Below are 23,266 nucleotides of genomic sequence, written 5' to 3' on the forward strand. Positions count from 1 at the left end.
TTTCTTTCTGCGGTTGGGTGGTCTTATTTTTTTATCACTCGTTGGTTCTATTTGTTTGCCGCCCTCGCGGTCCGTATGCGGCGGGCGCGGCCCCCCTTTGCGTATGCCGGGCGAGCGCCTTGATCGCCTTCTTGCCTGCCTCTTGTCGATCTCTCGGGAAAACCGGACTTGGAATTTACCTATTGCTGATAAAAGGGACAATTGTGACTGTGAATCTCTCCGACGAACGGGCCCATGTCGGTCGTCGAGCACCCGCGCCCGTCCAGCCCGCGCCCGCCGTCCGGCCCCGGCCCTTCGCCCGGAGCCGGCGAATCGCCCTCGAAGTGGTGAAGTTCGGGGCCGTCGGCGGCAGTGGTGTCGCGGTCAACTTCCTGGTGTTCAACCTTCTGCTGCACGGCCTGAAGTGGGCCCCGATGGTCGCCACGGTCATCGCCAGCTGTGTCGCGATGGGCACCAACTACCTCGGCTTCCGCTTCTTCGCCTACCGGGACCGCGCCTCGCGCACCCGGCGGCAGATCGCCCTGTTCTTCGTCTTCAGCGGCATCGGCGTCGTCATGGAGAGCGCGCTGTTCTACGTCGGCTATCACGGCCTGGGCATGAGCGGCCCGCTCGGCTCGAACATGGCCAAGGCGCTGTCGATCGTGCTCGCCTCGGCCTTCCGGTTCCTGGTGTACCGGACATGGGTTTTCGAGCAGACGAGGCATGGTCAGACGGAGCACGGTCAGGTGAGGCACGGCCGGTAACGGGGCGTCGCCGAGAGTTATGTCTAGTATTAATAGGATGAATGTGGATCAGCGTCGCCCGCTCACCGCGTCCGAAGCCGCGCCCGGAGCCGCGTCCGAAGCCTCGTCCGCCGCGTCCGAGGTCGCGCCCGAGGTCGTGACCGTGGCACCCGAGGCCGCGCCCGCCGTGTCCGTCGTCGTCATCGTCTACAACGACGCCGACCGGCTGCCCACGGCCGTGCGCTCGGTGCTCGACCAGACGCTGCGCGGCGTCGAGGTCGTCATCGTCGACGACCGGAGCACGGACGGCTCGTACGAGGTCGCGCGGCAGCTGGCCGCCGCCCACCCGGGCCGGGTACGCGCCTTCCAGCTGCCCGAGAACAGCGGCGGCTGCGGAGCCCCCCGCAACCACGGGATCCAGCAGGCCCGCGGCGAGTACGTCCTCTTCCTCGACAGCGACGACGTCCTGGAGCGCAACGCCTGCCGCAACATGCTGGAGGCCGCCGAGGCCACCGGCGCCGACCTCGTGTCCGGCCTGTGCGTGCGGGTGCACGTCGACTCGCGCACGGGCAAGGAGGTCAAGTGGTACCCCTGGCTGTACGAGCGCACCCGCACCCTGGAGTCGATCTCCGAGCTGCCCGACCTGCTGGTCTTCGACACCCTGTCGACCAACAAGTGCTACCGCAGGCGCTTCCTGCTCGATGAGGGCCTGGAGTTCCCCGTCGGCATCCACTACGAGGACCTGCTCTTCTCCGCCCAGGCGTATGTGGCCGCCCGCCGTATCACCCTCATCCCCAACCGGGTCTACGACTGGAGAGTGGTCGAGAAGGCGGCGGCGAAGTCCATCAGCAACCGCCGCGACGAGATCGCCAACTTCGCGCACCGGATGGAGATCCACCGCCGGGTCGACCAGCTCCTCGCGGACAACGGCCTGCTGGAGCTGAAGTTCGCCAAGGACGTCAAGTGGCTCAAGCACGACCTCGTGCTGCATCTGCGCGAGCTGCCGTTCCGCGACGCGGGCTACCGTCAGGAGTTCGCCGCGATCGCCCGGCAGTACCTGGAGTCGATCGACCGCGCGGCCTTCGACGAGACCGAACCGATCCACGCCATCTGCGCCTACCTCCTCCAGGTGAGCGACTGGGACAATCTGCTGCCCGCCGTGGACACGCTCACCAACCGCGACAAGATCTCCTCACCGCTCGTCGAGCACGACGGACGCGTGTACTGGTGCGCCGAACACCTCGACGACCCCTTCGGCCGCCATGTCCTGGACGTCACCGAGCTCGGCTACCACGCCAAGCCGGTCGCGAAGATGTTCCTGCGCAACGCGCTCACCGACTACGCGGAGCAGGGCGGCACCGTCCGGCTGGCCGGGCGGATCACCAATCCGCTCGGTGTCGTCCCGCCGGGCGCCCGGCTCGGCGGGGAGCTGGAGTTCTACGCCCGTCGCCCGGGCGTGCGCTTCCAGACCTTCCGCTTCCCCGTGGCGGGCGTGCGGCACGAGGGCGCGGCCCTCGCCTGGGAGGCCTCGGTGGACCTCTCGGCCGTCCGGCCGCTGGGCATCGTGGACGCCGTGTGGGACGTACGACTCCACCTCGACGTCGACGACGTACGCACCACGACCCGGCTCACGGCCGCCGAACCCGACCTGACCACCGGGCGGCTGACCGTCCGGCCCCGCCTCACCCGGCTGGTCGCCGACCGTGTCGAGCCGGTGGTCTCCTCGCGCGGCCACCTCTCCTTCCGGCTCGTCCCGGACAAGAAGGCGAACGAGCTCGTCCAGCGGGGTGTGCACGGCCGGGCCGCCACGCTCGCCAAGTCCGGCTACCGCAAGGCCAGGGCGCTGCGCAAGGAACTCACCTCCGGCGACACCAAACTCCGGCTCTACCACGAGGCGTTCAGCCGGCTGCCGGTCAGGAAGGGTCTCGTCGTCTTCGAGAGCCACCTGGGCCGGCAGTACAGCGACAGCCCCAAGGCGATCTACGAGGAGATGCGCCGCCAGGGTCTGGAGTTCGAGGCGGTGTGGGCGTACGCGGGCAGTCCGGAGGGCTTCCCGGCCGACGCCACCCTCGTACGCCGCTGGTCGCTGCCGTATCTCAGGGCGCTCGCGCAGGCCGAGTTCTGGGTCGACAACCAGAGCTACCCGCTGAAGCTCACCAAGCGGCCGGAGACGACGTACATCCAGACCTGGCACGGCTCCGCGCTCAAGCGGATGGGCTTCGACGAACCCGAGTGGAAGCTCAAGTCCCGTGAGCAGCAGGCCGAGCAGCAGCGCACCCTCGACCGCTTCGACCGGTTCCTGATCCGCTCCGAGCACGATGTGCGCACCCTCGCACGGGCGTTCCGGCTCCAGGAGCGGACGCTGCTGCGGGTGGGCTACCCGCGCAACGACGCGCTGGTGCACGCAAGGGAACGGGAGGAGGACACCGGCCGCCGTGAACGCGGCGCCCTGGCCGCCGAGCTGGGCATCCCGGAGGACCGCCAGGTGCTGCTGTACGCGCCGACCTTCCGGCAGCGCGGAGCCGGCGGTCAGCGGCGGTTCGAGCTGCCCTTCGACGTGAACCGCTTCGCCGACACCTTCGGGGACCGCTACACACTCCTGGTCCGCTCGCACTACCTCAACCACGTGGTGCTGCCGCCCTCGGTGCGCGGCCGTGTCATCGACGTCACCGCGCACCACGACATGACCCCGCTGCTGGCGCTCGCCGACGGCCTGATCACCGACTACTCCTCGGTGATGTTCGACTACGCCCTTCTCGACCGGCCGATGTTCTTCTTCGCCTACGACTACGAGGAGTACGTGCACGAGGGCCGCGGAACCTACTTCGACCTGTTGGAGCGGGCGCCCGGTCCCGTCGTCCGCACCGAGGACGAACTGCACGCCGTCCTCGGCTCGCTGGAGGAGCAGGTGGCCAAGTACTCCGCCTCGCGGGAGCAGTTCACCGCCGAATTCGGCGAGTACGACAAGGGCACCGCGGCCCGGAGCATCGTCGAGCAGTTCTTCGCGCAGTGGAGGCGTTGATGACCGAGTACCCGCAGCGGGACATCTTCTTCGTCTCCAACAGTGTCGACGAACTCGGCGGGGTGACCAGCTGGTCGCACCAGATGGCCCGCCTGTTCACCGAGCGCGGTCACCGCGTCCACGTCGTCGGCGTCACCGAGCCCGCCGTCGTCCAGGAGCTCGGCGAACTGCCGTACCCCACCACGACGTTGTACGACGTCCACCCGCCGCGCGTCGGCTCCGCGCGCGGCATCAAGGGGCGGCTCAACGTCGCCGAGCGCAGGCTGCGCGCGGAACGCACGGCGGGGATGCGGGAGCAGGCCGCCAAGCTGACCGCGCTGTTCCGGGCCGCGCGCCCGGGCGCCGTCGTGATCGTGACGCAGGTGTGGGCGATGGAGTGGGTGGAGCTCGCCGACACCACCGGTCTGACCGTCATCGGCATGAGCCACGAGTCCTTCGAGTACTCCAAGGCGACTTCGCGTTTCCGGCGGGTCCAGAAGCACTACAAGGACGTCGACCGGATGCTGGCGCTCACCCGCGAGGACGCCGACCTGTGGATCGGGCAGGGCATGAACAACGCCTCCTTCATGCCGAACCCCCTCCCCTTCCTGCCCGAGGTGCCGTCGCCGCGCACCGAGAACGTCGTCGTCAGCCTCGGCCGGCTGCACGACCAGAAGGGCATCGACATGCTCCTCGACACCTGGGCCGAGGTCGCGCCGCGCCACCCCGACTGGCGCCTGCGGATCTACGGCTCCGGGGAGGACGAGGAGATCCTGAGGAAGCAGTGCACGGCTCTGGGGCTCGACGACAGCGTCGAGTGGAAGGGGAGTACGAGCGATGTGCCGGGCGCGCTGCGCGGCGGCTCCGTCTTCGTGCTGTCCTCACGCGGTGAGGGCTTCCCGCTCACCTTGATGGAGGCCATGGCGACCGGCCTGCCGTGCGCCGCCTTCGACTGCGCCCCCGGTGTCCACGAGATCATCCACGACGGCGAGGACGGCCTCCTCGCGGCCCTCGGCAACACCGGCGAACTCGCCCGCAGGCTCGGCACGTTGATGTCGGACAAGGAGCTGCGGGACAGGTTCGGGGAAGCGGCCCGCGCGAACATCCAGCGCTACACGACGGACGAGATCGTGCGCAGGTGGGAGGAGCTGTTCGCGTTCTTGGAAAGGTGATTCAGGGGGCCGGGTGAGGTGGCCCGAGACGGGCTGCGGGGAACTGTTCGATGTCGGCCACGGGTTGTGCGTGGCCGACAGCGAACAGTTCCCCGCAACCCCCTGATCCTCCGTGCGCCCTGCCCTACGCCCTACTTCCCCGTGAACTTCTCGTACTCCTTGAGTACGTCCTCCGTCGCCCCGTCCATCCGCAGCTCCCCGCGCTCGAGCCACAGCACGCGATCACACGTGTCCCGGATGGACTTGTTGTTGTGGCTGACCAGGAACACCGTGCCGGCGGACTTCCGCAGTTCCCGGATCCGCGCCTCGGAGCGCTTCTGGAAGGAGCGGTCCCCCGTCGCCAGGGCCTCGTCGATCATCAGCACGTCGTGGTCCTTGGCCGCGGCGATGGAGAAGCGAAGGCGCGCCGCCATACCGGAGGAGTACGTCCGCATGGGGAGGGTGATGAAGTCACCCTTCTCGTTGATGCCGGAGAAGTCGACGATCTCCTGGTAGCGCTCGCGGACCTGCTCCCGGGACATGCCCATCGCGAGGCCGCCGAGGTAGACGTTGCGCTCGCCGGTGAGGTCGTTCATCAGGGCCGCGTTGACACCGAGGAGCGAGGGCTGGCCGTCGGTGTAGATCTTGCCGTTCTCCACGGGGAGCAGGCCCGCGACCGCTTTGAGCAGGGTGGACTTGCCGGAGCCGTTGGTGCCGATCAGGCCGATGGCCTCACCGCGGTACGCCGTGAAGGAGACGTTCTTGACGGCGTGCACCTTGCGCACGCCGGCCGCCTTCTCGGCCTGCTTGCGGCGCAGCATGCGGTTGAGGGCGGCGGTGGCGCTGCCCCGGCCGGCACTGGTGCCGTTGACCCGGTAGACGATGTCGACGCGGTCCGCGATGACGGTCGGGACGCGGGCGTCCTGCGTACCGAACGCGGTCGCGGGCCGGATGTCCTGCGTGATGATGTCAGCCACGTCCGTACGTCTCCTCGGCCTTCCAGAAGTAGATGAAGCCCCCGACCCCGGCGAACAGCGCCCAGCCGATCGCCAGCGCCCACACGTGGTGCGGCAGCTGGTGGGCGTGGAAGCTGTCGATCAGCGCGTAGCGCATCAGGTCGATGTAGACGGCGGCCGGGTTGCTCTCCAGGGCGACCATCGCCCAGTGCGGCATGTGGCTGTGCTTGAGCGTCGAGGCGATGCTCCACATGACACCGGAGACGTACATCCAGGTGCGCAGCACGAACGGCATGAGCTGCGCGATGTCCGGCGTCTTGGCGCCCATCCGCGCCATGATCATCGCCACGCCCGCGTTGAAGACGAACTGCAGCGCGAGGATCGGCAGGACAAGCACCCACGACGCGCTCACCGGAACGCCGAAGCCGAGCAGGATGGCGACCAGCGCGGCCATCGAGAACAGCAGCTGCTGGAGCTGCTGGATGGCGTACGACACCGGCAGCGCGGCGCGCGGGAAGTGCAGGGCGCGGACCAGGCCGAGGCTGCCGGAGATCGCCCGGGTGCCCGCCATGATCGAGCTCTGCGTGAAGGTCCAGATGAAGACGCCGGTGACCAGGAACGGGACGAAGTCCGGCACGCCGCGCTTGGTGTTGAGCAGGACACCGAAGATGAAGTAGTAGACCGCCGCGTTCAGCAGCGGGTTCATGACCTGCCAGACCTGGCCGAGCTTCGCCTGGCTGTACTGGGCGGTGAGCTTGGCGGTGGCGAAGGCGGTGATGAAGTGGCGCCGCGCCCACAGCTGGCGGATGTACGCGGGCAGCGTCGGGCGGGCGCCGCTGACCGCGAGGCCGTACCGGGCGGCGAGCGCCGCGGCGTCGTCGGAAGGGGGGCCCGGTGTCGCTGTCGGGGGCGGTGTGTGGAGGACCTGGCTCACATCCGCTGCTTTCGCTCGGGGGTGGGGTGCGCGGGGCTCGTCCTTGACGTTTCTTACGTCACCTTTGCCGTCTTCTTACGTCGGGACGGGACCGTATCGTCGCAACGCGAGAGTAGGCCTTCTGATCGTCGGAACGCAACCGTTTCGTCGTAACGGCCTATGCTGTCGGCATGACGACGAACGCCGACGCCCCCAAGACGCAACCGCGCCGACGGGCCCCCGCCGGGGCGGCCGTCCTCCGGGAGGATGTGACCGAGGCCATCCGCGCCGCCGTCTTCGAGGAACTCGCGGCCGTCGGCTACGCCCGGATGTCCATCGAGGGCATCGCGCGCCGTGCGGGCGTCGGCAAGACGGCCGTCTACCGGCGCTGGCGCTCCAAGCTCCACCTCGTCCTCGACCTGGTCTCGGCCGTCGCGGTGCAAGGGCTGCCCGCTCCTGACACGGGCTCCCTGGAAGGGGACCTGCGCCTGCTGTACGAGGTCACCTCGCGCGCGCTGCGCCACCCCGTCGCCGGACAGATCATCCCCGACCTCCAGGCCGAGGCGGCTCGCAATCCCGAGATCGCCGACGCCATGCAGAAGGCGCTGCGCGAGGGGCAGCAGGGGGTCGCCAGCGGGATCGTCGCCGCGGCGGCCGGGCGCGGCGAGGTGCGCGAGGGGATCGACCTCGACCTCGCGCTCGACCTGATGTCCGGGCCCCTGTACTGGCGGGCGGTCGTGGTCCGTGGCACCAAGCTGCCGAAGGGCTATCTGGCGAGTCTGGCCCGGGCCACGGCGGCGGCGCTCAAGGCGCTGTGATCACCCGCGCGCGGGCGGTACCGGCGTACCCCGACAGCGGGGTGTGAGGACACGGCGCCAGTCAGACCGCCCGTCACGGCCCCGACGGTGTCCGTGTCGCCGCCGAGATCGATCGCGGCGCGCACGGCGTCCTCGTACGACCGAGTCGTCCGCAGGGCCCGGACAGCAGAGCCGAGCACGACCACACCGCACCGTTGAACTCCGTGGCCTCGGGGAAGGCCGCCGCACCTTCCTGGGGGAGCCCGGGTCGGCTTCGGCTTGGGTCGGGGTTTCGGCTTAGGTCGGGGTTTCGGCTTGGGTCGGGGTTTCGGGCTAGGTTCGGCTTGCGCTCGGGTGCAGGCGTACCCAGCCTGCCCAGGCCGAGGCGATCATGTCCTGGATGTCGTACTTGGCCTTCCAGTCCAGTGCGGTGGCGATGCGGTCGGCGGAGGCGACGACTCGGGCCGGGTCGCCGGGGCGGCGGGGGGTGGTGACCGGGGGCCGGTCGTAGCCGGTGAGGGCGTTGACGCGGTCGATCATCTCGCGGACCGAGACGCCTTCGCCGCGGCCGATGTTGAGGGTGAGGTCGTAGCCGGGGGAGGCCTCCAGGGCGCGGGCCGCGGCGACGTGGGCCTCGGCCAGGTCGACCACGTGGATGTAGTCGCGCACGCACGTCCCGTCGGGGGTCGGGTAGTCGTCGCCGAAGATGCGCGGCGGCGCGTTCTCCGTCAGCTTCTCGAAGACCATGGGGATCAGGTTGAACACGCCCACGTCGGCGAGTTCCGGAGTCGCCGCTCCCGCCACGTTGAAGTAGCGCAGGGACGCCGTGGAGAGGCCCGTCGCCCGGCCCGTCGCGCGGACCAGCCACTCGCCCGCCAGCTTCGTCTCGCCGTACGGGCTCATCGGCACGCACGGCGTCTCCTCCGTCACCAGGTCCACGTCCGGCATGCCGTACACCGCGGCGGAGGACGAGAAGACGAAGGAGCGGACGTCGGCGGCGGTCACCGCTTCCAGCAGGACCCGCAGGCCCTCGACGTTCTCCCGGTAGTAGTGCAGCGGGAGGTCCACCGACTCGCCGACCTGCTTCTTCGCCGCCAGATGCACCACACCGGTGATGGCGTGCTCGCGCAGCACGCCCGCCACCCGCTCGCCGTCCAGGGTCGAGCCGACGACCAGCGGGACGTCGGAGGGGACCCGCTCCGCGATGCCCGTGGACAAGTCGTCGTAGACCACGGCCCGTTCGCCCGCGTCGAGCATCGCGCGGACGACATGCGCCCCGATGTAGCCGGCGCCGCCGGTGATCAGCCAGGTCATGTACGGCCGTCCCTCGTCAGTAGTCCCGTGATGGTGTGTGTGTCGTGCGGTCGCGTATCAGTGAAGCAGGCGTTTGAGACGGCGACCCACCACATCGGTCATTCCTCGCCATCCGGACGCCGTGCGCAGCGCCAGCGCCCCCGCGTGCGTGCGGTACGGCTGTACCAGCAGGACCCCGCGGCGGGCGTCCGGGACGGCGCGGCGGCGCAGCAGGCCGGGGCCCGTGAGCGCGTGCGCCGTGACGTCCCGGCTCGTGCCGTCGCGGAAGCGGAGCGTCATGCGGAGGTCCCAGGTGCCCGCGCCCAGCGCCGACAGGTCCACCGGGGCCTCGGCGGTCCAGAGGTCGCCGTACCGGTCGGGCAGCAGGGGCGTCTCCAGGCGCAGCCCCACACGGTCCTCCTCCCGGTGCGCGAACTCCACGTCCATCGAGGCCGGACCCGCCTGCGCCAGCCGCCCGTACAGCTCGTGCAGGCGCAGCCGCAGCAGGGTGCCGCGCGCGCGGGGCCGCAGTTCCGCGTCGACGGCGGCCGGCAGCAGATGGGCGGGGCGGACGAGGACGTGGTCCAGCGTGACCTGGGGGAGGTCGTCCGACCAGATGGGGGTGGTGTCGGAGGCGCGGGCGTACGGCGGGAGCAGCCGGGCGGGGCGGGCCGCGAGCTCCTTGAGGCGGGGCAGGTCGCGGGGTGCGGGGGAGGCCATCACGACGCGGGCGACGAGGCGGCCGGGGGCGGTCGGGTTCGCGGTGAAGTCGGTCGCGTCGAAGGACGCGAGATGTGCGCGCGTGAGCTCCCACCAAGCGCGCCGGTACTCCGGGTCGCGCAGCTCCAGTTCCCGGGTGTACATCCGCAGCTCGTGGTCGAGGAACTTGGCGTGCACCGCCCGCGCGAGCCGCTTCTCACCGGCGCCGAGCAGGATCTCGTACGCGGCCTGGTTCGCCTCGGTCCTGGCGCGCCAGTTGTCGACGTCCGCGCGGTCCAGCGAGATCGACAGCCGCGCGGCGTCGCGCCGTACGTGCCAGACGTACACCGTGTCGGGGATCAGCGCGACGCGCGGTCCGGCGGCCCACACCCGCGCGGTGAAGACGAAGTCCTCGTAGGGGTAGCGGCCGTCGGGGAAGCGGATTCGGTGTTCCCGAAGGAAGTCGGTGCGGTACAGCTTGTTGACGCAGAGCGTGTCGTGCACCAGGCGGGTGCGCCGCGCGGGATGGGAGACGAGGGCGGGCTCCGCGTAGAGCGCCCGCTCCCAGGGGACCTCGCGGCCCGACGGCAGCTCGCGGCGCACGCACAGACCCGCCGCCACCTCGACACGCTGTCCTTCCGCCGCCGTGAGCAGCGCGTCCACCGCGCCGGGCGGCAGTACGTCGTCGCTGTCCAGGAACATCATGTACGGGGCTGCCGCTGCGTCGATTCCGTCGTTGCGGGGGCTGCCGCAGCCGCCGCTGTTGACCGTCCGGTGGATCACGCGCAGGCGCGGCTCTTCGGCGGCGAGAGCGTCGAGGAGGTCCGCGGTGCCGTCCGTCGAGCAGTCGTCCACCGCGATCACCTCACGGACGGCCGGGCCCTGCGCGAGCGCGGAGCGCACCGCGTCCGTGACGTGAGTGGCGTCGTCGTACCCGATGACGACCACACTGACCTGCGCGTACTGAGGGTTCATGGGGTCCACGGGCCGAAACGCTAGGTGTTGCGGGTAATTTTCCGTTAAGAGGCACTTAGTGTCTCGTGCGGAAGACGGCAGGAATCGGGTGCGGGTTCCGTGGAGACCCGTCCATCTTGGCCCGATCTGTCACTTCTGTCAGGGGTGCGGGAAGGCCCGACCGCCACAGCCGAGCGAACGACAGCACCGCCGCCGTCGCCAGCAGACCGTTGCGCGCGAGCATCAGCAGGCAGCCCGTCCACGTGCTGTGGATCACTTCCCCGTACTGGCCGGGGTACGCCACCGCGCTGACCGCCGTCGCCGCCACGATCAGCGCGGCCACCGGGCGCTGCGTGGTGTGCCGTGAGGTCAGGCACACGGCGGCCAGTCCGAGCAGCCACACCATGTACTGGGGGCTGATCACCCGGCTTGTCACCGTGAACAGCAGGACGGCCGCGAGCGCCGCGTCGTACGGAGTCGCCGCCGTCCAGTGCCGCGCCCGCACCCGCCAGAGCAGCAGGAGGCCGAACGCGGCGACCGTCAGGGCCAGTGAGAGGGCCGCGACCAGGGAGACGTACGGACCGACGAACTCCATCGCGCCGTACTGGTAGCGCACGGTGCCCGGCCACCCGGCGTGCCGTGCGAAGCCGAGGACCGTGCCGCCGAGCGACTCGATCTGCACGCCCCGGCCGCCCTGCTGGCGCAGGAAGTCGAAGGGGTTGCTGAAGACGGCCGCCAGGAGGGCGAGCAGCGCGACCGCCGTGATCACCGCCGACGTCCAGGCCTCCCGGGTGGTACGGCCCCTGGGGGTGCCGATCAGGGCCAGCGCGGGCCACACCTTCACCAGGGCACCCATGGCGGCGAACGCGCCGCACGCGCGCGTGGAGCGCGACAACGTCAACAGTGAGATGACGGCGAAGGCGGTCACCTCGACGTCGTACCGGGCGAGCGGGAGGTGCAGCAGGAGGGGGAGCGCCAACGTCCACAGGACGGCGCCGCGCAGGCTGCGCCCCGTCCGGCCGCCCGCGCGTGCGAGGGCCACGGTGATGACCGCGTCCGCGGCGAGCGTCAGCGCCACGAAGGCCGTGAAGTACGTCAGCATCGGCAGCAGCGCGGGCGCGAGCAGCACCGGGCCCGCGCCGGGCGGGTACTGCCACAGGCGGTCGCCCACCGGGAACGCCCCCTGTGACAGGGTGCCGTACCAGCGGAAATACAGATGCCCGACCTCGCGCGACACCCCGCCACGGCCGAGCGGGGCGAGCTCGTCGTGGGCGAGCAGCCACAGCATCAGGGCGCGGGTGGCCAGCCAGGCGGCGGCGAGGGCGAGCGGACGGTGGCGGTGGTGTTTCCTCAGGGCACTCATCAACCCCGGATCGTAAGCCGCAGGGATGGGGCACGCGGGTTGATACGCCGTCAATACCTTCCAAAGGTTGGCTAATAGCAAGAAATCAGCCCCATGGCGCGTGCATGGGCGCTGCCTGAAGTGGTGCGTGCATGGGTCCGCCGCCTGAAGGGGCTCGACCACGTCTGGGGGGCGGGGAACGGCCTGACAGGCCACGACCCGCCCGCAGTGTGAAACGGCGGTCCGGCGTCAGAGAGAGCCCGCCGCCTCGTCCAGCGCCGCCGTCAGGCGATCCAGTCGTTCCCGGAGATCGCGGATCTCCTCCAGCGGGGCACCCGTCGCGGCGGCGATCCGGCGCGGGACGAGCAGTGCGCGCTCCCGCAGGGCGACGCCCTCGTCCGTGAGGTGGACGTGCACGGAGCGTTCGTCACGCGCGTTGCGCTCACGTCGTACGAACCCGGCTGCCTCCAGGCGCTTGAGGAGCGGCGACAGCGTCCCGGAGTCGAGCCGCAGGTGCTCGCCGACCTTCTTCACGGGCAGTTCGCCGTGCTCCCACAGCACCAGCATCACCAGGTACTGGGGATAAGTGAGCCCCAGGTCCTTGAGGAGTACGCGGTAGACGCCGCCGAAGGCGCGCGAGGCGGCGTTCAGGGAGAAGCAGATCTGCTGATCGAGGCGCAGGTAGTCCCCGTCGGGGAGGGCGGAGCGGGCCTCGGGGCTCGGGGCGGGCGTGGTGGTCATGCCTCCAGGGTAGCCTCAGTGGGCCATTAAGTTGTGCGCAATTTAATGGCGTGCTTTACTTATGGTCGTGAAGCGGTCGGACCGGCCGCCTCCGCAGGACTTCGACTTGAGAGGGACGGGTCTCCATGGACGCCATCTACACCGCTGTCGCCACCGCCACCCACGGCCGCGAGGGTCGCGCAGTCAGCTCCGACGGCAAGCTCGACCTTCAGCTGGCCCCGCCGGTGGAGCTGGGCGGAAACGGTCAGGGCACCAACCCGGAGCAGCTCTTCGCCGCCGGTTACGCCGCGTGCTTCGCCAGCGCGCTCGGTCTCGTCGGCCGTGCGGCGAAGGTCGACGTCAGTGAGGCCGCGGTGACCGGCGAAGTCGGCATCGGCAAGCAGGGCGAGGGCTTCGGTCTGCAGGTGACCCTGCGCGTCGAGCTGCCCGACGGCGTCGACGAGGCCACCGGCCGCAAGCTGGTCGAGCAGGCGCACCAGGTCTGCCCCTACTCCAACGCGACCCGCGGCAACATCCCGGTCGAGCTCGTCGTCGAGTAGGTCCGGACGCACCGCAATACCGGTCGAGCTCGTCGTCGAGTAGGTCCGGACGCCGGCACCGCAGGTTTCCGGACGACGGGAACGCGCCGCACGGCCCCGCGCCCCTTGAGGGGAGCGGGGCCGTGCGGCGTGTGCGGCTGCGCCGTGTGGGCGCGACCAGCCCCCGCCGGCGTGCGGTGTTCCGGACAACCCTGGCGGCCTTCCGGCAGCCCCTACGGCCCGACCCGAGCCAGGACCTCGCCCGTCTCCCGGCTCCAGTCCACCACCGTCGCCTCCTCGGGCACCTTCCGCCGGGGCGTCAGCAGCAGCCAGTGGACGTGGTAGCGCCGGGCGACGGCGGAGCGCTCGGCGCGGGTCGACGCCGGGGCGAGGTACGAGCGCACCGCGGCCAGCCGCCGCAGCCGCTCCCGCTCGTCGAGCGCGGGGTCGGGCCCGGCCGGCGCGGCGAGGTCCGGGCCGTAGCCCGCGATGAGCTGGACGGAGTAGTACCCGTCCGTGATGACCGCCTCGCCGGGCTTGATGTGCTGTGCCGCCCAGGCGTACGTCGGCCAGCGCGGCGGCTGGTCGAAGCCGACCGGGTCGAGCGCCCTCGGCACCACCGCCCCGGCCTGCACGGTGAGGAATCCGACGCAGGCCCCGACGGCCGCCGCCCCGCCCAGCAGTCGCCGCCCGGCCCGCCAAGGCCCCGGCGCCGCCAGCTCGATCCCGAGCGCGAACTGCGGTGGCACCAGAGTGAGCCCCATGATCCCGCCGTATGTGTGGTGCCCGCTCACCCAGCCGTACGCCACCGCCAGGCACTCCAGCGCGAACATCAGCACCAAGGGATCCCGCCACCAGTGGCCTTCGCCCTGTTTGGCGCGCCAGGCCCGCAGCCACAGGGCGGGCACCCCGATCAGCGCCAGCCAGAAGTGCCCGGGCATCCCCTCGTACAGCCGCTGGTGCATGGCGTCCACGCTGTGGTTCCCGGTCGGCGCGAGGACGTCGAAGTACGGCCAGAAGGACGCGGCCAGCAACGCCGTCCCGCCCGCCATCGCCCAGCGGCCCACGACGGCGAGCCCCCACCCGCGCTGCCATCCCGCCACGAACGCCACCGCCCCGAGCGCCGCCGCGACGGATGTGACCGGGTGCACGAGCAGGATCAGGGCGTACAGCGCGCCGAGCCCCTTGTACCCCCACAGGCTTCCGAGGCCGCTCGGGCCGACGTACCGGACGGGCCCGCCGATGCCTCGCGCGCGCGTGCCCGTCAACGCCCAGGCCCAGAAGGCGAGTCCGATGGCGAACGTCGAGGGATATCCGAGGTTCTCCGTCATCGACATCAGCCCGAGGGAGCCACTCCACCAGGCCCGCTCGGTGCCCCACAGCAGCGCCATGGCGAACAGGCCCAGTACCGGCGCCCATGGACGGGGCGTCAGCACGCGGACGAAGCGGCCGATGCCGGTCAGCAGGACCAGCAGGTTGAGCGGCCCGAAGAGCCGTACGACCTCCCAGCCGCCCAGACCGGTCAGCCGGGCGAAGGCTCCCTGCGCCACCGTGTACGGCGAGTAGTAGGGGCTGCCCGCGCCCGGCAGATCGGCCGTCGGGTGCCGGGGCTGGAGAAGATGCGCCTTGAGGCGTTCGACGACCGCCGCGTGCTGGCCAGCGTCGCAGCACAGCGGGGCGCGCCAGTACGCGAGCGACATCACCAGCCAGAACAGGGCACCGAAGAACTGGTACGGAGTCGGCCGCCAGGAGGCGCCACCGCGCAGCGCGGTCGCTCCGCGCACGGCCCGGCGGACGAGGACGTCGGGGCTCATCGGGCGGCGGAGGTGCGGGTCTGACGCCGGTACAGGCGTGCGGTTTGTGGCATTCAGCGTATATTCCCGCCGGGGTCAACGGCCTAGCTATTCGTCACCTCATCGAGCGACCTCGGGGATGTCGGTGTCCCGCCGCGCAGGGCCCGGCACCGTACCGCCCGAGGTGAGCTCCCGGGGCCGTACGGCCTCCTCCAGCAGCAGCGGAAGCCCCAGCACCGGCAGCAGCCACAGCAGCACGATCAGCCGGTTGCCCCAGATGTTGATGTCGGGGTGTCCGGCCTGGTTGAGGACACCGGTGAACGCGGCAGCGAGCAGAAAGCCGCCGAAGGCCGGACGGCGGCGCAGCGCGCCCCAGGCGGCGGCGACCACGGCCGTCAGGAACAGCGGCTCCCAGAACTGACGGCGTAGCCACTCCACCCAGAAGCCCAGCTCCAGGTGGAGGAACTCCGGCCACGGGTGGATCCGGTCGGGCCGTGAGAAATGGCCCGTGAGCAGGTCCTGGAGGCTCTCGGACTCGGACGGGTAGTGCAGCAGCCGCGCCAGCAGGACGGTGGCGGCGGCACCGCTGCCCGCCACCACCGCGAGCGTCCGCAGCGGCCCGGTCAGCCGCTTCCGCCGTACGCCGATCACCGCGCACGCGCCCGCCAGGCACAGCCCCAGGAACAGCGCCTGCGAGTGCTTGACCGTGAAGAGCGCGGCCAGGGAGCCACCGGCCAGCCAGATTCCGGCCCGGGCGGCGCGGCCCTCCAGCACCAGCGCGCAGCCCCACAGCGCCGCCAGGGTCAGCGTCAGGAGCAGGCCCTCGGTCATCGGGCGCATGGCCGTGGTGCCGCACGGCAGGACGTAGAAGAGGGCCTGGCCGGTCAGGGCCGTGCCGGTCGGGGCGCGCAGGGTGCGCAGCACGAGGAAGGCGAGGACACCGCCGGCCACCGTGATCAGGACGCTCGACGTCCAGATGCCCCACTTCACGCCCAGCACCGTGATGAACGGCAGCAGCAGCGCCGGGTATCCCGGTCGGACCTCGAAGATCCGCATGAAGCGGGGCGGCATGAACGGCACGGTGTGCCCCGCCGTCTCCCCGGCCCGCAGCCGCCTCGACTCGCCCCGGCTCTCGTTGCGCCGGCACTCCTCCATGACCCGCCGGGTCGGGCTCGGCCCGTGGAAGTGCGCCACGTTGACGCTCTGGTTGCGGCGCGCGAGGGACGCCTTGCCCGCGCAGGCGTACTCGATGGTGCGCGCGGCGGCCTCCTGCTTGCTCGCGCCGCCCAGACTCAGCGCGTACGACAGGTAGTTCTTGGTGTCGGGGGTGTCCCGGCCGTTGACGTTCGCCAGTTGGAGGACGGCGAAGACGGCGGCCAGGACGATCACCCACGACCGCGCCGAGCGCGGCGACCGGGGCCTGACGAGGAAACGCACGAGCACGCTCATGACGCCGCGAGGACGTCGTGCCCCGCCTGCGCGGGCACCGTGACCGGGGAGACCGGTTCCCCGACGTGTTCGCCGAGCATCAGCGTCCGCACCACCCGCTCGGCCGCCCGCCCGTCGTCGAACTCGCAGAACCGCGCCCGGAACCCGGCCCGCAGCCGCGCCGCGTCCGCGTCCTGCCACGCTCCGGACGCGAACAGCCACGCCAACTCCCGGTAGGAGGAGGCCACATGGCCGGGCGCGTCGGCTGTGATGTCGAAGTAGGCGCCCCGGCTCGCCGCGTACGCGCCCCAGTCGTCCGTGAACAGCACGATCGGCCGGTCGAGGTTGGCGTAGTCGAACATGAGGGCCGAGTAGTCCGTGACCAGGACGTCGGAGGCGAGCATCAGATCCTCGACGCGCGGCTCGTCCGTCGCGTCGACCACGACACCGCGCCGGTGCAGTTCGGACAGGCCCATCCCGCGCGCCGGGCCGTCCGCGAGCGACGGATGCAACCGTACGACGAGGGTGTGGCCCTCGCCGAGATCGTCGGCGAACCGGGCGAGGTCGACACGGTCGATGTGACCGCCCCGGATGTAGTCGCGGCGCGTCGGCGCGTAGAGCACCACCCGGTTCCCGGCCGGGATACCGAGCCGGGCGCGGACGGCCGCACCGTCCTCCGGCTTCGCCCGGACGAGGACGTCGTTGCGCGGGCTGCCGGTGCGCAGCGAGGTGAAGTGGCAGGGGTAGGCGCGGTCCCAGACCAGTTCGGAGTGGCGGTTGGCGACCAGGCTGTAGTCCCAGCGGTCGGCGCGGCGCAGCATCTGCGGCACGTCGAGGCCGTGCCGGGCGCCCGGCTTGTCCAGCAGATCGGCCGCCATGTACTTCAGCGGGGTGCCCTGGTGGGTGTGGACGTGGACGCTGCCGGGGCGTTTGACCAGCGTGCCGGGCCAGTTGACGTTGTTGACGAAGTACGTGGCCCGCGCGGTGACCCGGCGGTAGGGCAGTGAGTCGAGGAGCACGTGCTCGACGTCCGGCGGCAGCAGCGCCGCCTGCTCCTCGTCGCGCACCACCCACACCCCACGGATGTGCGGGGCGAGCTCACGCGCCTTGGCGTACACGGCCGCCGGATCGCCGAGGATCCCCAGGTGTGAGAACGCCGAGTACACCGCCAGGTGCGGGTCCAGCGACCGGTGTTCGTGCACCGCGGACCAGCCCCCCTTGACCCGCGCGGCGGCCACCTTGCGTACCTGCAGCCCGCGCCGGGCCACCTCCCTGCCGAGGCGGCCCGCCTGCCGCTGAACCCGGTAGCGCGCGAACCCGCCCTCCAGGACACGTAGTTCGCGCGGAACGGGCTCGGTGGTCCGGTGCTTGCGGAAGAGCGCGGCCGTGAGCCGGAAGAACTCGCCCTTGTCCGACTCGGGCAGCCGGTCGGGCTTGGAGAGGATGTCCAGACAGTGCTCGCCCATCTTGCGGTGCAGATACGGGCGCCAACTCGCCAACCGGGGGCGGGAGTCGAGAAAGGCGAAGACCCGCTCGTACTGGTCGTGGATGTCGAAGTGCTTGCGGCTGGTGGTGGACAGGATGTTGCCCTGGCGGCGCTGGCGGTAGGCCAGACAGATCCGGTCCAGCGTGGCGATCCGCTCCGCGCTGAGCATCACCGGGAACGTCCAGGGCGTGTCCTCGTAGTACCCGGGCGGGAAGCTGAAGCCCTCGCGCTCGACGAACTCCCGCCGGTAGACCTTGTTCCACACCACCATCAACAGGTCGAGGATCTCCGGGTGTTCGGCGGCCGTGAAGGTGCCCTCACCCGCCTCCGCGAGCACCCGCGCGAGGACGTTGCGGCGCGTCCCGCCCCACCAGTAGGTGCGCGCGTAGTCGAACACGAGCACGTCGGGGCCGTCGGGGCAGCCCTCGGGGCCGGCGGTCTCGTCCAGACGGCCGGCGATGGCGCGCAGGGCGCCCGGCGTGAGCGTGTCATCGCTGTCGAGGAAGAAGAGGTAGTCCCCGGTGGCGTACGGCATTCCGGCGTTCCTGGCCCGGCCGAGCCCCACGTTCTCCGGCAGGTGCAGCACCCGTACACGCGGGTCGCGGGCCGCGTACGCGTCGAGGATCGCGCCGCAGCCGTCCGGCGAGCAGTCGTCGACGGCGATGACTTCGAGGTCCGCGTACGACTGGTCCAGGACCGAGTCGAGGCACTCACGCAGAAAGCCCTGCACCTTGAAGACGGGGACGATGATGCTGAAGCGGGGCACGTCAGCTCCTTACGAGGGTGGACGCGGCGGGGGCCGGACGGCGCTCGGCGAGCGGGATCACCGGGGGGATCGCCTCGGGCGGCTCACCGAGGAGCACTCTGCGCACGACCCGCTCGGCGGCCAGACCGTCGTCGAACTGGCAGAAGCGCTCACGGAAAGCGGAGCGCAGGGCGGTGGACGCCGGATCCGCGTAGGTGCCCTCGGTGAAGAGCCCGGCCAGCTCGCGCGGGGTGCGCGCCACCGGCCCCGGCGGCGCCTCCATCACGTCGAAGTAGACGCCCCGGGTCTCCCGGTAGATCTCCCAGTCGTCCGCGTACACCACGATCGGCCGGTCGAGGTTGGCATAGTCGAACATGATCGACGAGTAGTCCGTGATCAGCGCGTCGGCGGCCAGACAGACGTCCTCCGAGGAGCGGTGCCCGGTCACGTCGATGATCCGGCCGCTGCTCCTTCGTCCGGCGCCCCCGTCGTAGAAGTAGTGGGCGCGCAGCAGCACGACGAAGTCCTCGCCGATCTCCTCGCAGAAGGCCTCCAGGTCGAGCCGGGCCTCGAAGCCGGTGCTGTAGTCGCGGTGCGTGGGCGCGTAGAGGAGGGCGGTCTTCCGCTCGGGGACACCCAGCCGCTCGCGCACCCGGGCCACGTCCTCGGCGGTCGCCGTGCAGTAGACGTCGTTGCGCGGATAGCCGTACTCCAGGGCCTCGTACGAGCCCGGGAAGGCGCGCTCCCACATCTCGGTGGAGTGCCGGTTGGAGGAGAGGTTGTAGTCCCAGCGGTCCACCCGGCTCAGCAGCTTGGCGAAGCTGCCCGTCGCGGCGGCCACCACCGGGTACGTCGACTGGTCGACGCCCATCTTCTTCAGCGGCGTGCCGTGCTGCGTCTGCAGGTGCACGCTGCCGGGGCGTTTGACCACGCCGTCCGCGAAGTTGGCGTTGTTGATCAGGTACTTGGCGCGCGCCAGCACCTCCCAGGAGCGGGCGCTGCCGATCACCGCGTGATCGACGCCCTTCGGCAGCGCGGCCACCGCCTCCGGCTCGACCAGGAACACCGAGCGGATGTGCGGGGCGAGTTCGCGGGCCTTGGCGTGGATGGCGGCCGGGTTGCAGGCGTAGCCGCGGCCCCAGTACGCGCAGTACACGGCGAGGTTCTCGTCGAGGGGACGGCGCAGCTGCACCGCGTACCGCGCGCGGGTCCGCAGCGACGTCGGGCGCGGCACCGTCTGTACGGCCTTCGCCGCCACCTGGTTGGCGCCGCGCAGCGCCCGGAACGCGCTGTAGGCACCGGACGCGAGCAGCCGGTGCTGCACACCGAGGCTGCCCGGCGGCGGCCGGAAGGCGGCCGGGCGGTGGCGCCGGTAGAGCTTTCCCGCGCGGCGGAAGAAGGCCCGGCGGCGGCGCGCGGGCACCCGCGTCGGATGCGCCGCCGTCTTCAGCACGAGGGCGAAGAGCTGCCCGAACAGGGCGTGCGCCTTGGCCGCGGACACCGGCTGCTCGGCTGCCTGTTCGGACGCGCGGGTGAGCACCCGGTCGACCTGGTCGAGGACTTCGAACTGGTGCTCACCCGGCGTGTTGAGACGGCTGCCCTGACGGCGCAGGTGATGCCGTACGACGACCGAGCGCAGCACCGACGCACGCTCGACCGCCAGCGTCACCAGACCGCCCCAGCCGGCGTCGGTGAAGTGCCCGCCGGGAAAGGCGAGTCGGTGCTCGGCGAGGAACGCACGGCGGTAGGCCGCGCTCCACGCCGGGACATGCACACCGAGGACCTCCGGATCCTTGTCGAGCGGAGGCGTGCTCGACTCGCCCTCCCACCAGTGCACCCGCTCGTGCCCGAAATACAGGACGTCCACCTCGGTGCGGAGCTTGGCGTCCAGAGCGGCCAGCGCGCCCGGCACCAGTACGTCGTCGCCGTCGAGGAAGAGCACATACGCGCCGTGTGCCGCGCCGATCCCCGCGTTGCGCGCCGCGCTCAGCCCGCCCGACGGCGGTGAGTGGACCGGCGCGACCCGGGCGTCCCGCGCGGCGTACGCGGCGGCGACCGTCCCGGCCGGGGTGTCCGGGGCGTCGCAGACCGGGATCAGCTCGAAGTCGCCGAAGGACTGGCCGAGGACCGAGTCCAGCGCTTGGGCCAGTCGCCCGGCGACTCCATGGGTGGGCACGATGACGCTGAAGCGGGGCATTCTGCACTTTCTCTCAGGGGACGTCTGATCGGGGGACGGTGGTCCCGGGGCCGCTGGGCAGGGGCTCCGGGGTTCACCGCCCGGGCCGCCCGGCCGGGCGACTGGTGGGGCGCCAGGTGGTGGGCCGCGTCGGCGTGGGCCGCGAGGGGCTGGAGGGCACGCGGGTTCCGATTCGGGGCTCGGTCAGAGGGGCACGGTTCAGAGGGGCTCGGTTCAGAGGGCACGGTTCAGCAGGTCAGAGGGTCTCGGTGAGGGGGACCGGGCCACCCGGCGCCGGGACGGTCGCGAGGGGAGCGGACGGGCGGGCCGCCGCGGCCGACGGGACGGGGTGCCGGTCGGCGAGCGGGATGAACGGCGGCAGCCCGGCGCTCTCGCCGAGCACGACACGGCGTACGACCCGCTCGGCGGCGCGCCCGTCGTCGTACGGGCAGAAGCGCTCGCGGAACGCGGACCGCAGCTGCGTGGAGCGCGAGCCCCGCCAGTGCCCCGTCGCGAAGATGTCGATCAGCTCGTCCTCGCTGCGCGCGACCGCGCCCGGCGGGAAGTCACGCAGGTCGAAGTAGGTACCGCGGGCCGCCTCGTACGCCTCCCAGTCGTCCGCGTGGATCACGATCGGCCGGTCCAGGCCCGCGTAGTCGAACATCAGGGACGAGTAGTCGGTGACGAGCGCGTCCGAGGCGAGACACAGCGACTCGATGCTCGGGTGGTCGGACACGTCGATCAGCCGGTCGCCCGCGGCGCGGGTGAGAGGGGCCTCGTAGGAGTGGTGGGCGCGGGTCAGCACGACGAAGCGCGGGCCGAGCCGGCGCAGGACGCGCTCCAGGTCGAGGGTGCGGCGCTGGGTGCGCCGGTAGTCGCGGTACGTCGGCGCGTACAGGACGGCGATCGCGTCCGCGGGGATGCCGAGCGACTCGCGCAGCCGTGCCACGTCCGCCGAAGTCGTGCGCTGGAACACGTCGTTGCGCGGGAAGCCGTACTCCAGCGTCGTGTACGAGGACGGGAAGACCCGCTCCCAGACCAGGGTGGAGTGGCGGTTGGCGGACAGGCAGTAGTCCCACTTGTCGACGTTGCGCAGCAGCTCGGCGAAGTCGGTGCCGCGCGCGGCGGCCGGGCGGTCCTGAAGGTCGAGGCCCATGTGCTTGAGGGGGGTCCCGTGCTGCGTCTGGACCATGATCTGACCGGGGCGCTTGACCAGCCGCCGGTCGAAGTTGACGTTGTTCACCAGGTACTTGGAGCGGGCGAGCGCCGTCCAGTACGCGGCCGTCCCGGGCCGCAGCCGGCGCGTGGCGGCCGGGATCGTGTGGTGGTGCTCGGGCAGCGCGATCCACGCGGTGCGGATGTGCGGCGCGTAGGCGCGGAACGCGGACTCCAGGGCGCCCGGGTTGCAGCCGTGGCCGCGGCCCCAGTAGCTGGAGAAGACGGCACGGTCGGCGCGCAGCGGGAGGCGGAGCTGGACGCGGTAGTGGAGTTGCAGCGCGGCGCCGCGGATCGTGCGGAGCAGCGCCTTGGTCTGGCGCAGCGCCCGTCTGCAGACGCGGGAGGCCAGCGACAGCAGGCGGTACGTGCGGTGGGTGCCCAGCCTGACCAGGGCGTGCCGCACCCGGGTGCGCGGGGGGACCGGGTGGCCCGGCGCGCGGTAACGGCGGTAGTGGGCGCGGGCCTTGCGCAGGAACTCGGCCCGCGAGCCGCGCGGCAGCCGACCGCGCTTGAGGAACACCGTCGAGAAGTGGTCGACCATGCGGCGGAAGAGCACCGGGCGCCAGTGGGCGAGCTCCGGGTGGCCGTCGATGTGCGCGAAGACGCGGTCGTACTGCTCGAAGAGGTCGAAGTGCCCCCTGCTGCTGGTGCCGAGGATGCTGCCGTGACGGCGCTGGCGATAGTGGACGCAGACCCGGTCGAGGGTGGCGATCGACTCGGCGGACATCAGCACCGGATAGGTCCAGGGTGTGTCCTCGTAGTAGCCGGCGGGGAAGGTGAAGCCCTCACGCTCGACGAACTCCCGGCGGTAGGCCTTGTTCCACACCACCATCAGGACCCGGAGCAGCCCCGGCCGGTCGGCGAGCCGGAACGGTGCCGGGCCCTCCTCGGTGAGCTGCGCCGCGAACTGGTTGCGGACGGCCTCGCCCGACCAGTACGTGCGCGCGTAGTCGTAGACCAGGACGTCCGGTTCGGAGGTCTCCTTCAGCCGGTCGGCGATGGCGCGCAACGCGTCCGGGGTCAGGCTGTCGTCGCTGTCCAGGAAGATCAGGTAGTCGCCGCTGGCGTGCGCGAGCCCCGCGTTGCGGGCACGGCCAAGGCCCACGTTCTCCGCCAGGTGTACGGCCTGGACACGGGCGTCGCGGGCGGCGAACTCGTCGATGATCGCGCCGCAGGCGTCGGGCGAGCAGTCGTCCACGGCGATCAGTTCGAGATCCGGATAGGACTGTCCGAGGACGGATTCCAGGCACTCGTGCAGGTACGCCTGAACCTTGTACGCGGGGACGATGACACTGAACCTGGGCACGGGACATCCATGGGTCGGCGCGGGCAT

The 23,266-nt window shown here is 71.2% G+C and carries 16 protein-coding genes and 1 pseudogene; 5 read left to right on the forward strand and 12 right to left on the reverse strand.

The features are described 5' to 3' along the window. Positions 1–209: 209 nt before the first annotated feature. The 3 genes from ACFVXA_RS38770 to ACFVXA_RS38780 are packed head-to-tail and all read left to right on the forward strand — an operon-like array spanning position 210 to position 4,895. Positions 210–743 (forward strand): GtrA family protein, encoded by a 534-nt coding sequence (locus ACFVXA_RS38770; protein WP_362017647.1) that lies wholly within the window; start codon positions 210–212, stop codon positions 741–743. Between the two features lie 37 nt (positions 744–780). Next, entirely contained in the window at positions 781–3,744 is a 2,964-nt protein-coding gene (locus ACFVXA_RS38775; RefSeq protein WP_390028587.1) for a CDP-glycerol glycerophosphotransferase family protein, read from the forward strand. Continuing rightward, entirely contained in the window at positions 3,744–4,895 is a 1,152-nt protein-coding gene (locus tag ACFVXA_RS38780) for a glycosyltransferase (RefSeq protein WP_383748490.1), read from the forward strand. The genes ACFVXA_RS38775 and ACFVXA_RS38780 overlap by 1 nt, the downstream gene beginning before the upstream one ends. A 131-nt stretch (positions 4,896–5,026) precedes the next feature. On the opposite strand, the gene ACFVXA_RS38785 is transcribed toward ACFVXA_RS38780, so the two are convergent. Continuing rightward, positions 5,027–5,851 carry an ABC transporter ATP-binding protein gene (locus ACFVXA_RS38785; RefSeq protein ID WP_383735247.1) on the reverse strand — a complete coding sequence of 275 codons (825 nt, stop codon included), beginning with the start codon at positions 5,849–5,851 and terminating at the stop codon, positions 5,027–5,029. Next, a complete protein-coding gene (locus tag ACFVXA_RS38790) occupies positions 5,844–6,764 on the reverse strand; it encodes an ABC transporter permease (RefSeq protein ID WP_362017650.1) in 921 nt (306 codons plus the stop codon). Before ACFVXA_RS38790 ends, ACFVXA_RS38785 begins: the two co-directional genes overlap by 8 nt. A 170-nt stretch (positions 6,765–6,934) precedes the next feature. On the opposite strand from ACFVXA_RS38790, the gene ACFVXA_RS38795 reads away from it, so the two are divergent. After that, a complete protein-coding gene (locus ACFVXA_RS38795) occupies positions 6,935–7,561 on the forward strand; it encodes a TetR/AcrR family transcriptional regulator (protein WP_362017651.1) in 627 nt (208 codons plus the stop codon). An 11-nt stretch (positions 7,562–7,572) separates the two neighbouring features. Here ACFVXA_RS38795 and ACFVXA_RS38800 read toward each other — a convergent pair. From ACFVXA_RS38800 to ACFVXA_RS38820, 5 genes and pseudogenes are all read right to left on the reverse strand, one after another. Further along, positions 7,573–7,772, reverse strand: a pseudogene (locus ACFVXA_RS38800) (ADP-ribosylglycohydrolase family protein); the annotation flags it as partial. Positions 7,773–7,873: 101 nt separating this feature from the next. Then, positions 7,874–8,854, reverse strand: coding sequence for a UDP-glucose 4-epimerase GalE (gene galE / locus ACFVXA_RS38805; protein ID WP_390028588.1), 981 nt, complete (start codon positions 8,852–8,854; stop codon positions 7,874–7,876). Positions 8,855–8,911: 57 nt separating this feature from the next. Then, a complete protein-coding gene (locus tag ACFVXA_RS38810; RefSeq protein ID WP_390028594.1) occupies positions 8,912–10,507 on the reverse strand; it encodes a glycosyltransferase family 2 protein in 1,596 nt (531 codons plus the stop codon). A 55-nt stretch (positions 10,508–10,562) separates the two neighbouring features. Further along, entirely contained in the window at positions 10,563–11,849 is a 1,287-nt protein-coding gene (locus ACFVXA_RS38815; protein WP_389513089.1) for a glycosyltransferase 87 family protein, read from the reverse strand. A 228-nt stretch (positions 11,850–12,077) separates the two neighbouring features. Beyond that, entirely contained in the window at positions 12,078–12,569 is a 492-nt protein-coding gene (locus ACFVXA_RS38820) for a MarR family transcriptional regulator (protein ID WP_362017655.1), read from the reverse strand. A 125-nt stretch (positions 12,570–12,694) separates the two neighbouring features. On the opposite strand from ACFVXA_RS38820, the gene ACFVXA_RS38825 reads away from it, so the two are divergent. After that, on the forward strand, positions 12,695–13,108 hold the full coding sequence (locus ACFVXA_RS38825; protein WP_362017656.1) for an organic hydroperoxide resistance protein: 414 nt from the start codon (positions 12,695–12,697) through the stop codon (positions 13,106–13,108). Between the two features lie 212 nt (positions 13,109–13,320). On the opposite strand, the gene ACFVXA_RS38830 is transcribed toward ACFVXA_RS38825, so the two are convergent. The 5 genes from ACFVXA_RS38830 to ACFVXA_RS38850 all read right to left on the reverse strand — a co-directional run bounded on the left by ACFVXA_RS38830 (position 13,321) and on the right by ACFVXA_RS38850 (position 23,239). Beyond that, positions 13,321–14,901 (reverse strand): hypothetical protein, encoded by a 1,581-nt coding sequence (locus tag ACFVXA_RS38830; protein WP_390028589.1) that lies wholly within the window; start codon positions 14,899–14,901, stop codon positions 13,321–13,323. A gap of 99 nt (positions 14,902–15,000) precedes the next feature. Next, positions 15,001–16,329 carry a hypothetical protein gene (locus ACFVXA_RS38835; protein WP_362017658.1) on the reverse strand — a complete coding sequence of 443 codons (1,329 nt, stop codon included), beginning with the start codon at positions 16,327–16,329 and terminating at the stop codon, positions 15,001–15,003. Continuing rightward, complete coding sequence (locus ACFVXA_RS38840) at positions 16,326–18,560, reverse strand: CDP-glycerol glycerophosphotransferase family protein (RefSeq protein WP_390028590.1); 2,235 nt, start codon at positions 18,558–18,560, stop codon at positions 16,326–16,328. Before ACFVXA_RS38840 ends, ACFVXA_RS38835 begins: the two co-directional genes overlap by 4 nt. A gap of 1 nt (position 18,561) precedes the next feature. Then, positions 18,562–20,736, reverse strand: a complete 2,175-nt coding sequence (locus tag ACFVXA_RS38845) for a CDP-glycerol glycerophosphotransferase family protein (protein ID WP_390028591.1) — start codon at positions 20,734–20,736, stop codon at positions 18,562–18,564. A 235-nt stretch (positions 20,737–20,971) separates the two neighbouring features. Continuing rightward, positions 20,972–23,239, reverse strand: a complete 2,268-nt coding sequence (locus tag ACFVXA_RS38850; RefSeq protein WP_390028592.1) for a CDP-glycerol glycerophosphotransferase family protein — start codon at positions 23,237–23,239, stop codon at positions 20,972–20,974. Positions 23,240–23,266 lie beyond the last annotated feature (27 nt).

It is taken from the genome of Streptomyces sp. NPDC058246 (genome assembly GCF_042881985.1).
GTDB lineage: Bacteria > Actinomycetota > Actinomycetes > Streptomycetales > Streptomycetaceae > Streptomyces.

Excerpts from the sequence above, each read along its gene's own strand:
- ACFVXA_RS38835 (WP_362017658.1), bottom strand. The coding sequence starts at position 16,329 with ATGAGCGTGCTCGTGCGTTTCCTCGTCAGGCCCCGGTCGCCGCGCTCG.
- ACFVXA_RS38810 (WP_390028594.1), bottom strand. The coding sequence starts at position 10,507 with ATGAACCCTCAGTACGCGCAGGTCAGTGTGGTCGTCATCGGGTACGAC.
- ACFVXA_RS38845 (WP_390028591.1), bottom strand. The coding sequence starts at position 20,736 with ATGCCCCGCTTCAGCGTCATCGTGCCCACCCATGGAGTCGCCGGGCGA.
- ACFVXA_RS38775 (WP_390028587.1), top strand. The coding sequence starts at position 781 with ATGAATGTGGATCAGCGTCGCCCGCTCACCGCGTCCGAAGCCGCGCCC.
- galE (WP_390028588.1), bottom strand. The coding sequence starts at position 8,854 with ATGACCTGGCTGATCACCGGCGGCGCCGGCTACATCGGGGCGCATGTC.
- ACFVXA_RS38820 (WP_362017655.1), bottom strand. The coding sequence starts at position 12,569 with ATGACCACCACGCCCGCCCCGAGCCCCGAGGCCCGCTCCGCCCTCCCC.
- ACFVXA_RS38795 (WP_362017651.1), top strand. The coding sequence starts at position 6,935 with ATGACGACGAACGCCGACGCCCCCAAGACGCAACCGCGCCGACGGGCC.
- ACFVXA_RS38825 (WP_362017656.1), top strand. The coding sequence starts at position 12,695 with ATGGACGCCATCTACACCGCTGTCGCCACCGCCACCCACGGCCGCGAG.
- ACFVXA_RS38830 (WP_390028589.1), bottom strand. The coding sequence starts at position 14,901 with ATGAGCCCCGACGTCCTCGTCCGCCGGGCCGTGCGCGGAGCGACCGCG.
- ACFVXA_RS38780 (WP_383748490.1), top strand. The coding sequence starts at position 3,744 with ATGACCGAGTACCCGCAGCGGGACATCTTCTTCGTCTCCAACAGTGTC.
- ACFVXA_RS38815 (WP_389513089.1), bottom strand. The coding sequence starts at position 11,849 with ATGAGTGCCCTGAGGAAACACCACCGCCACCGTCCGCTCGCCCTCGCC.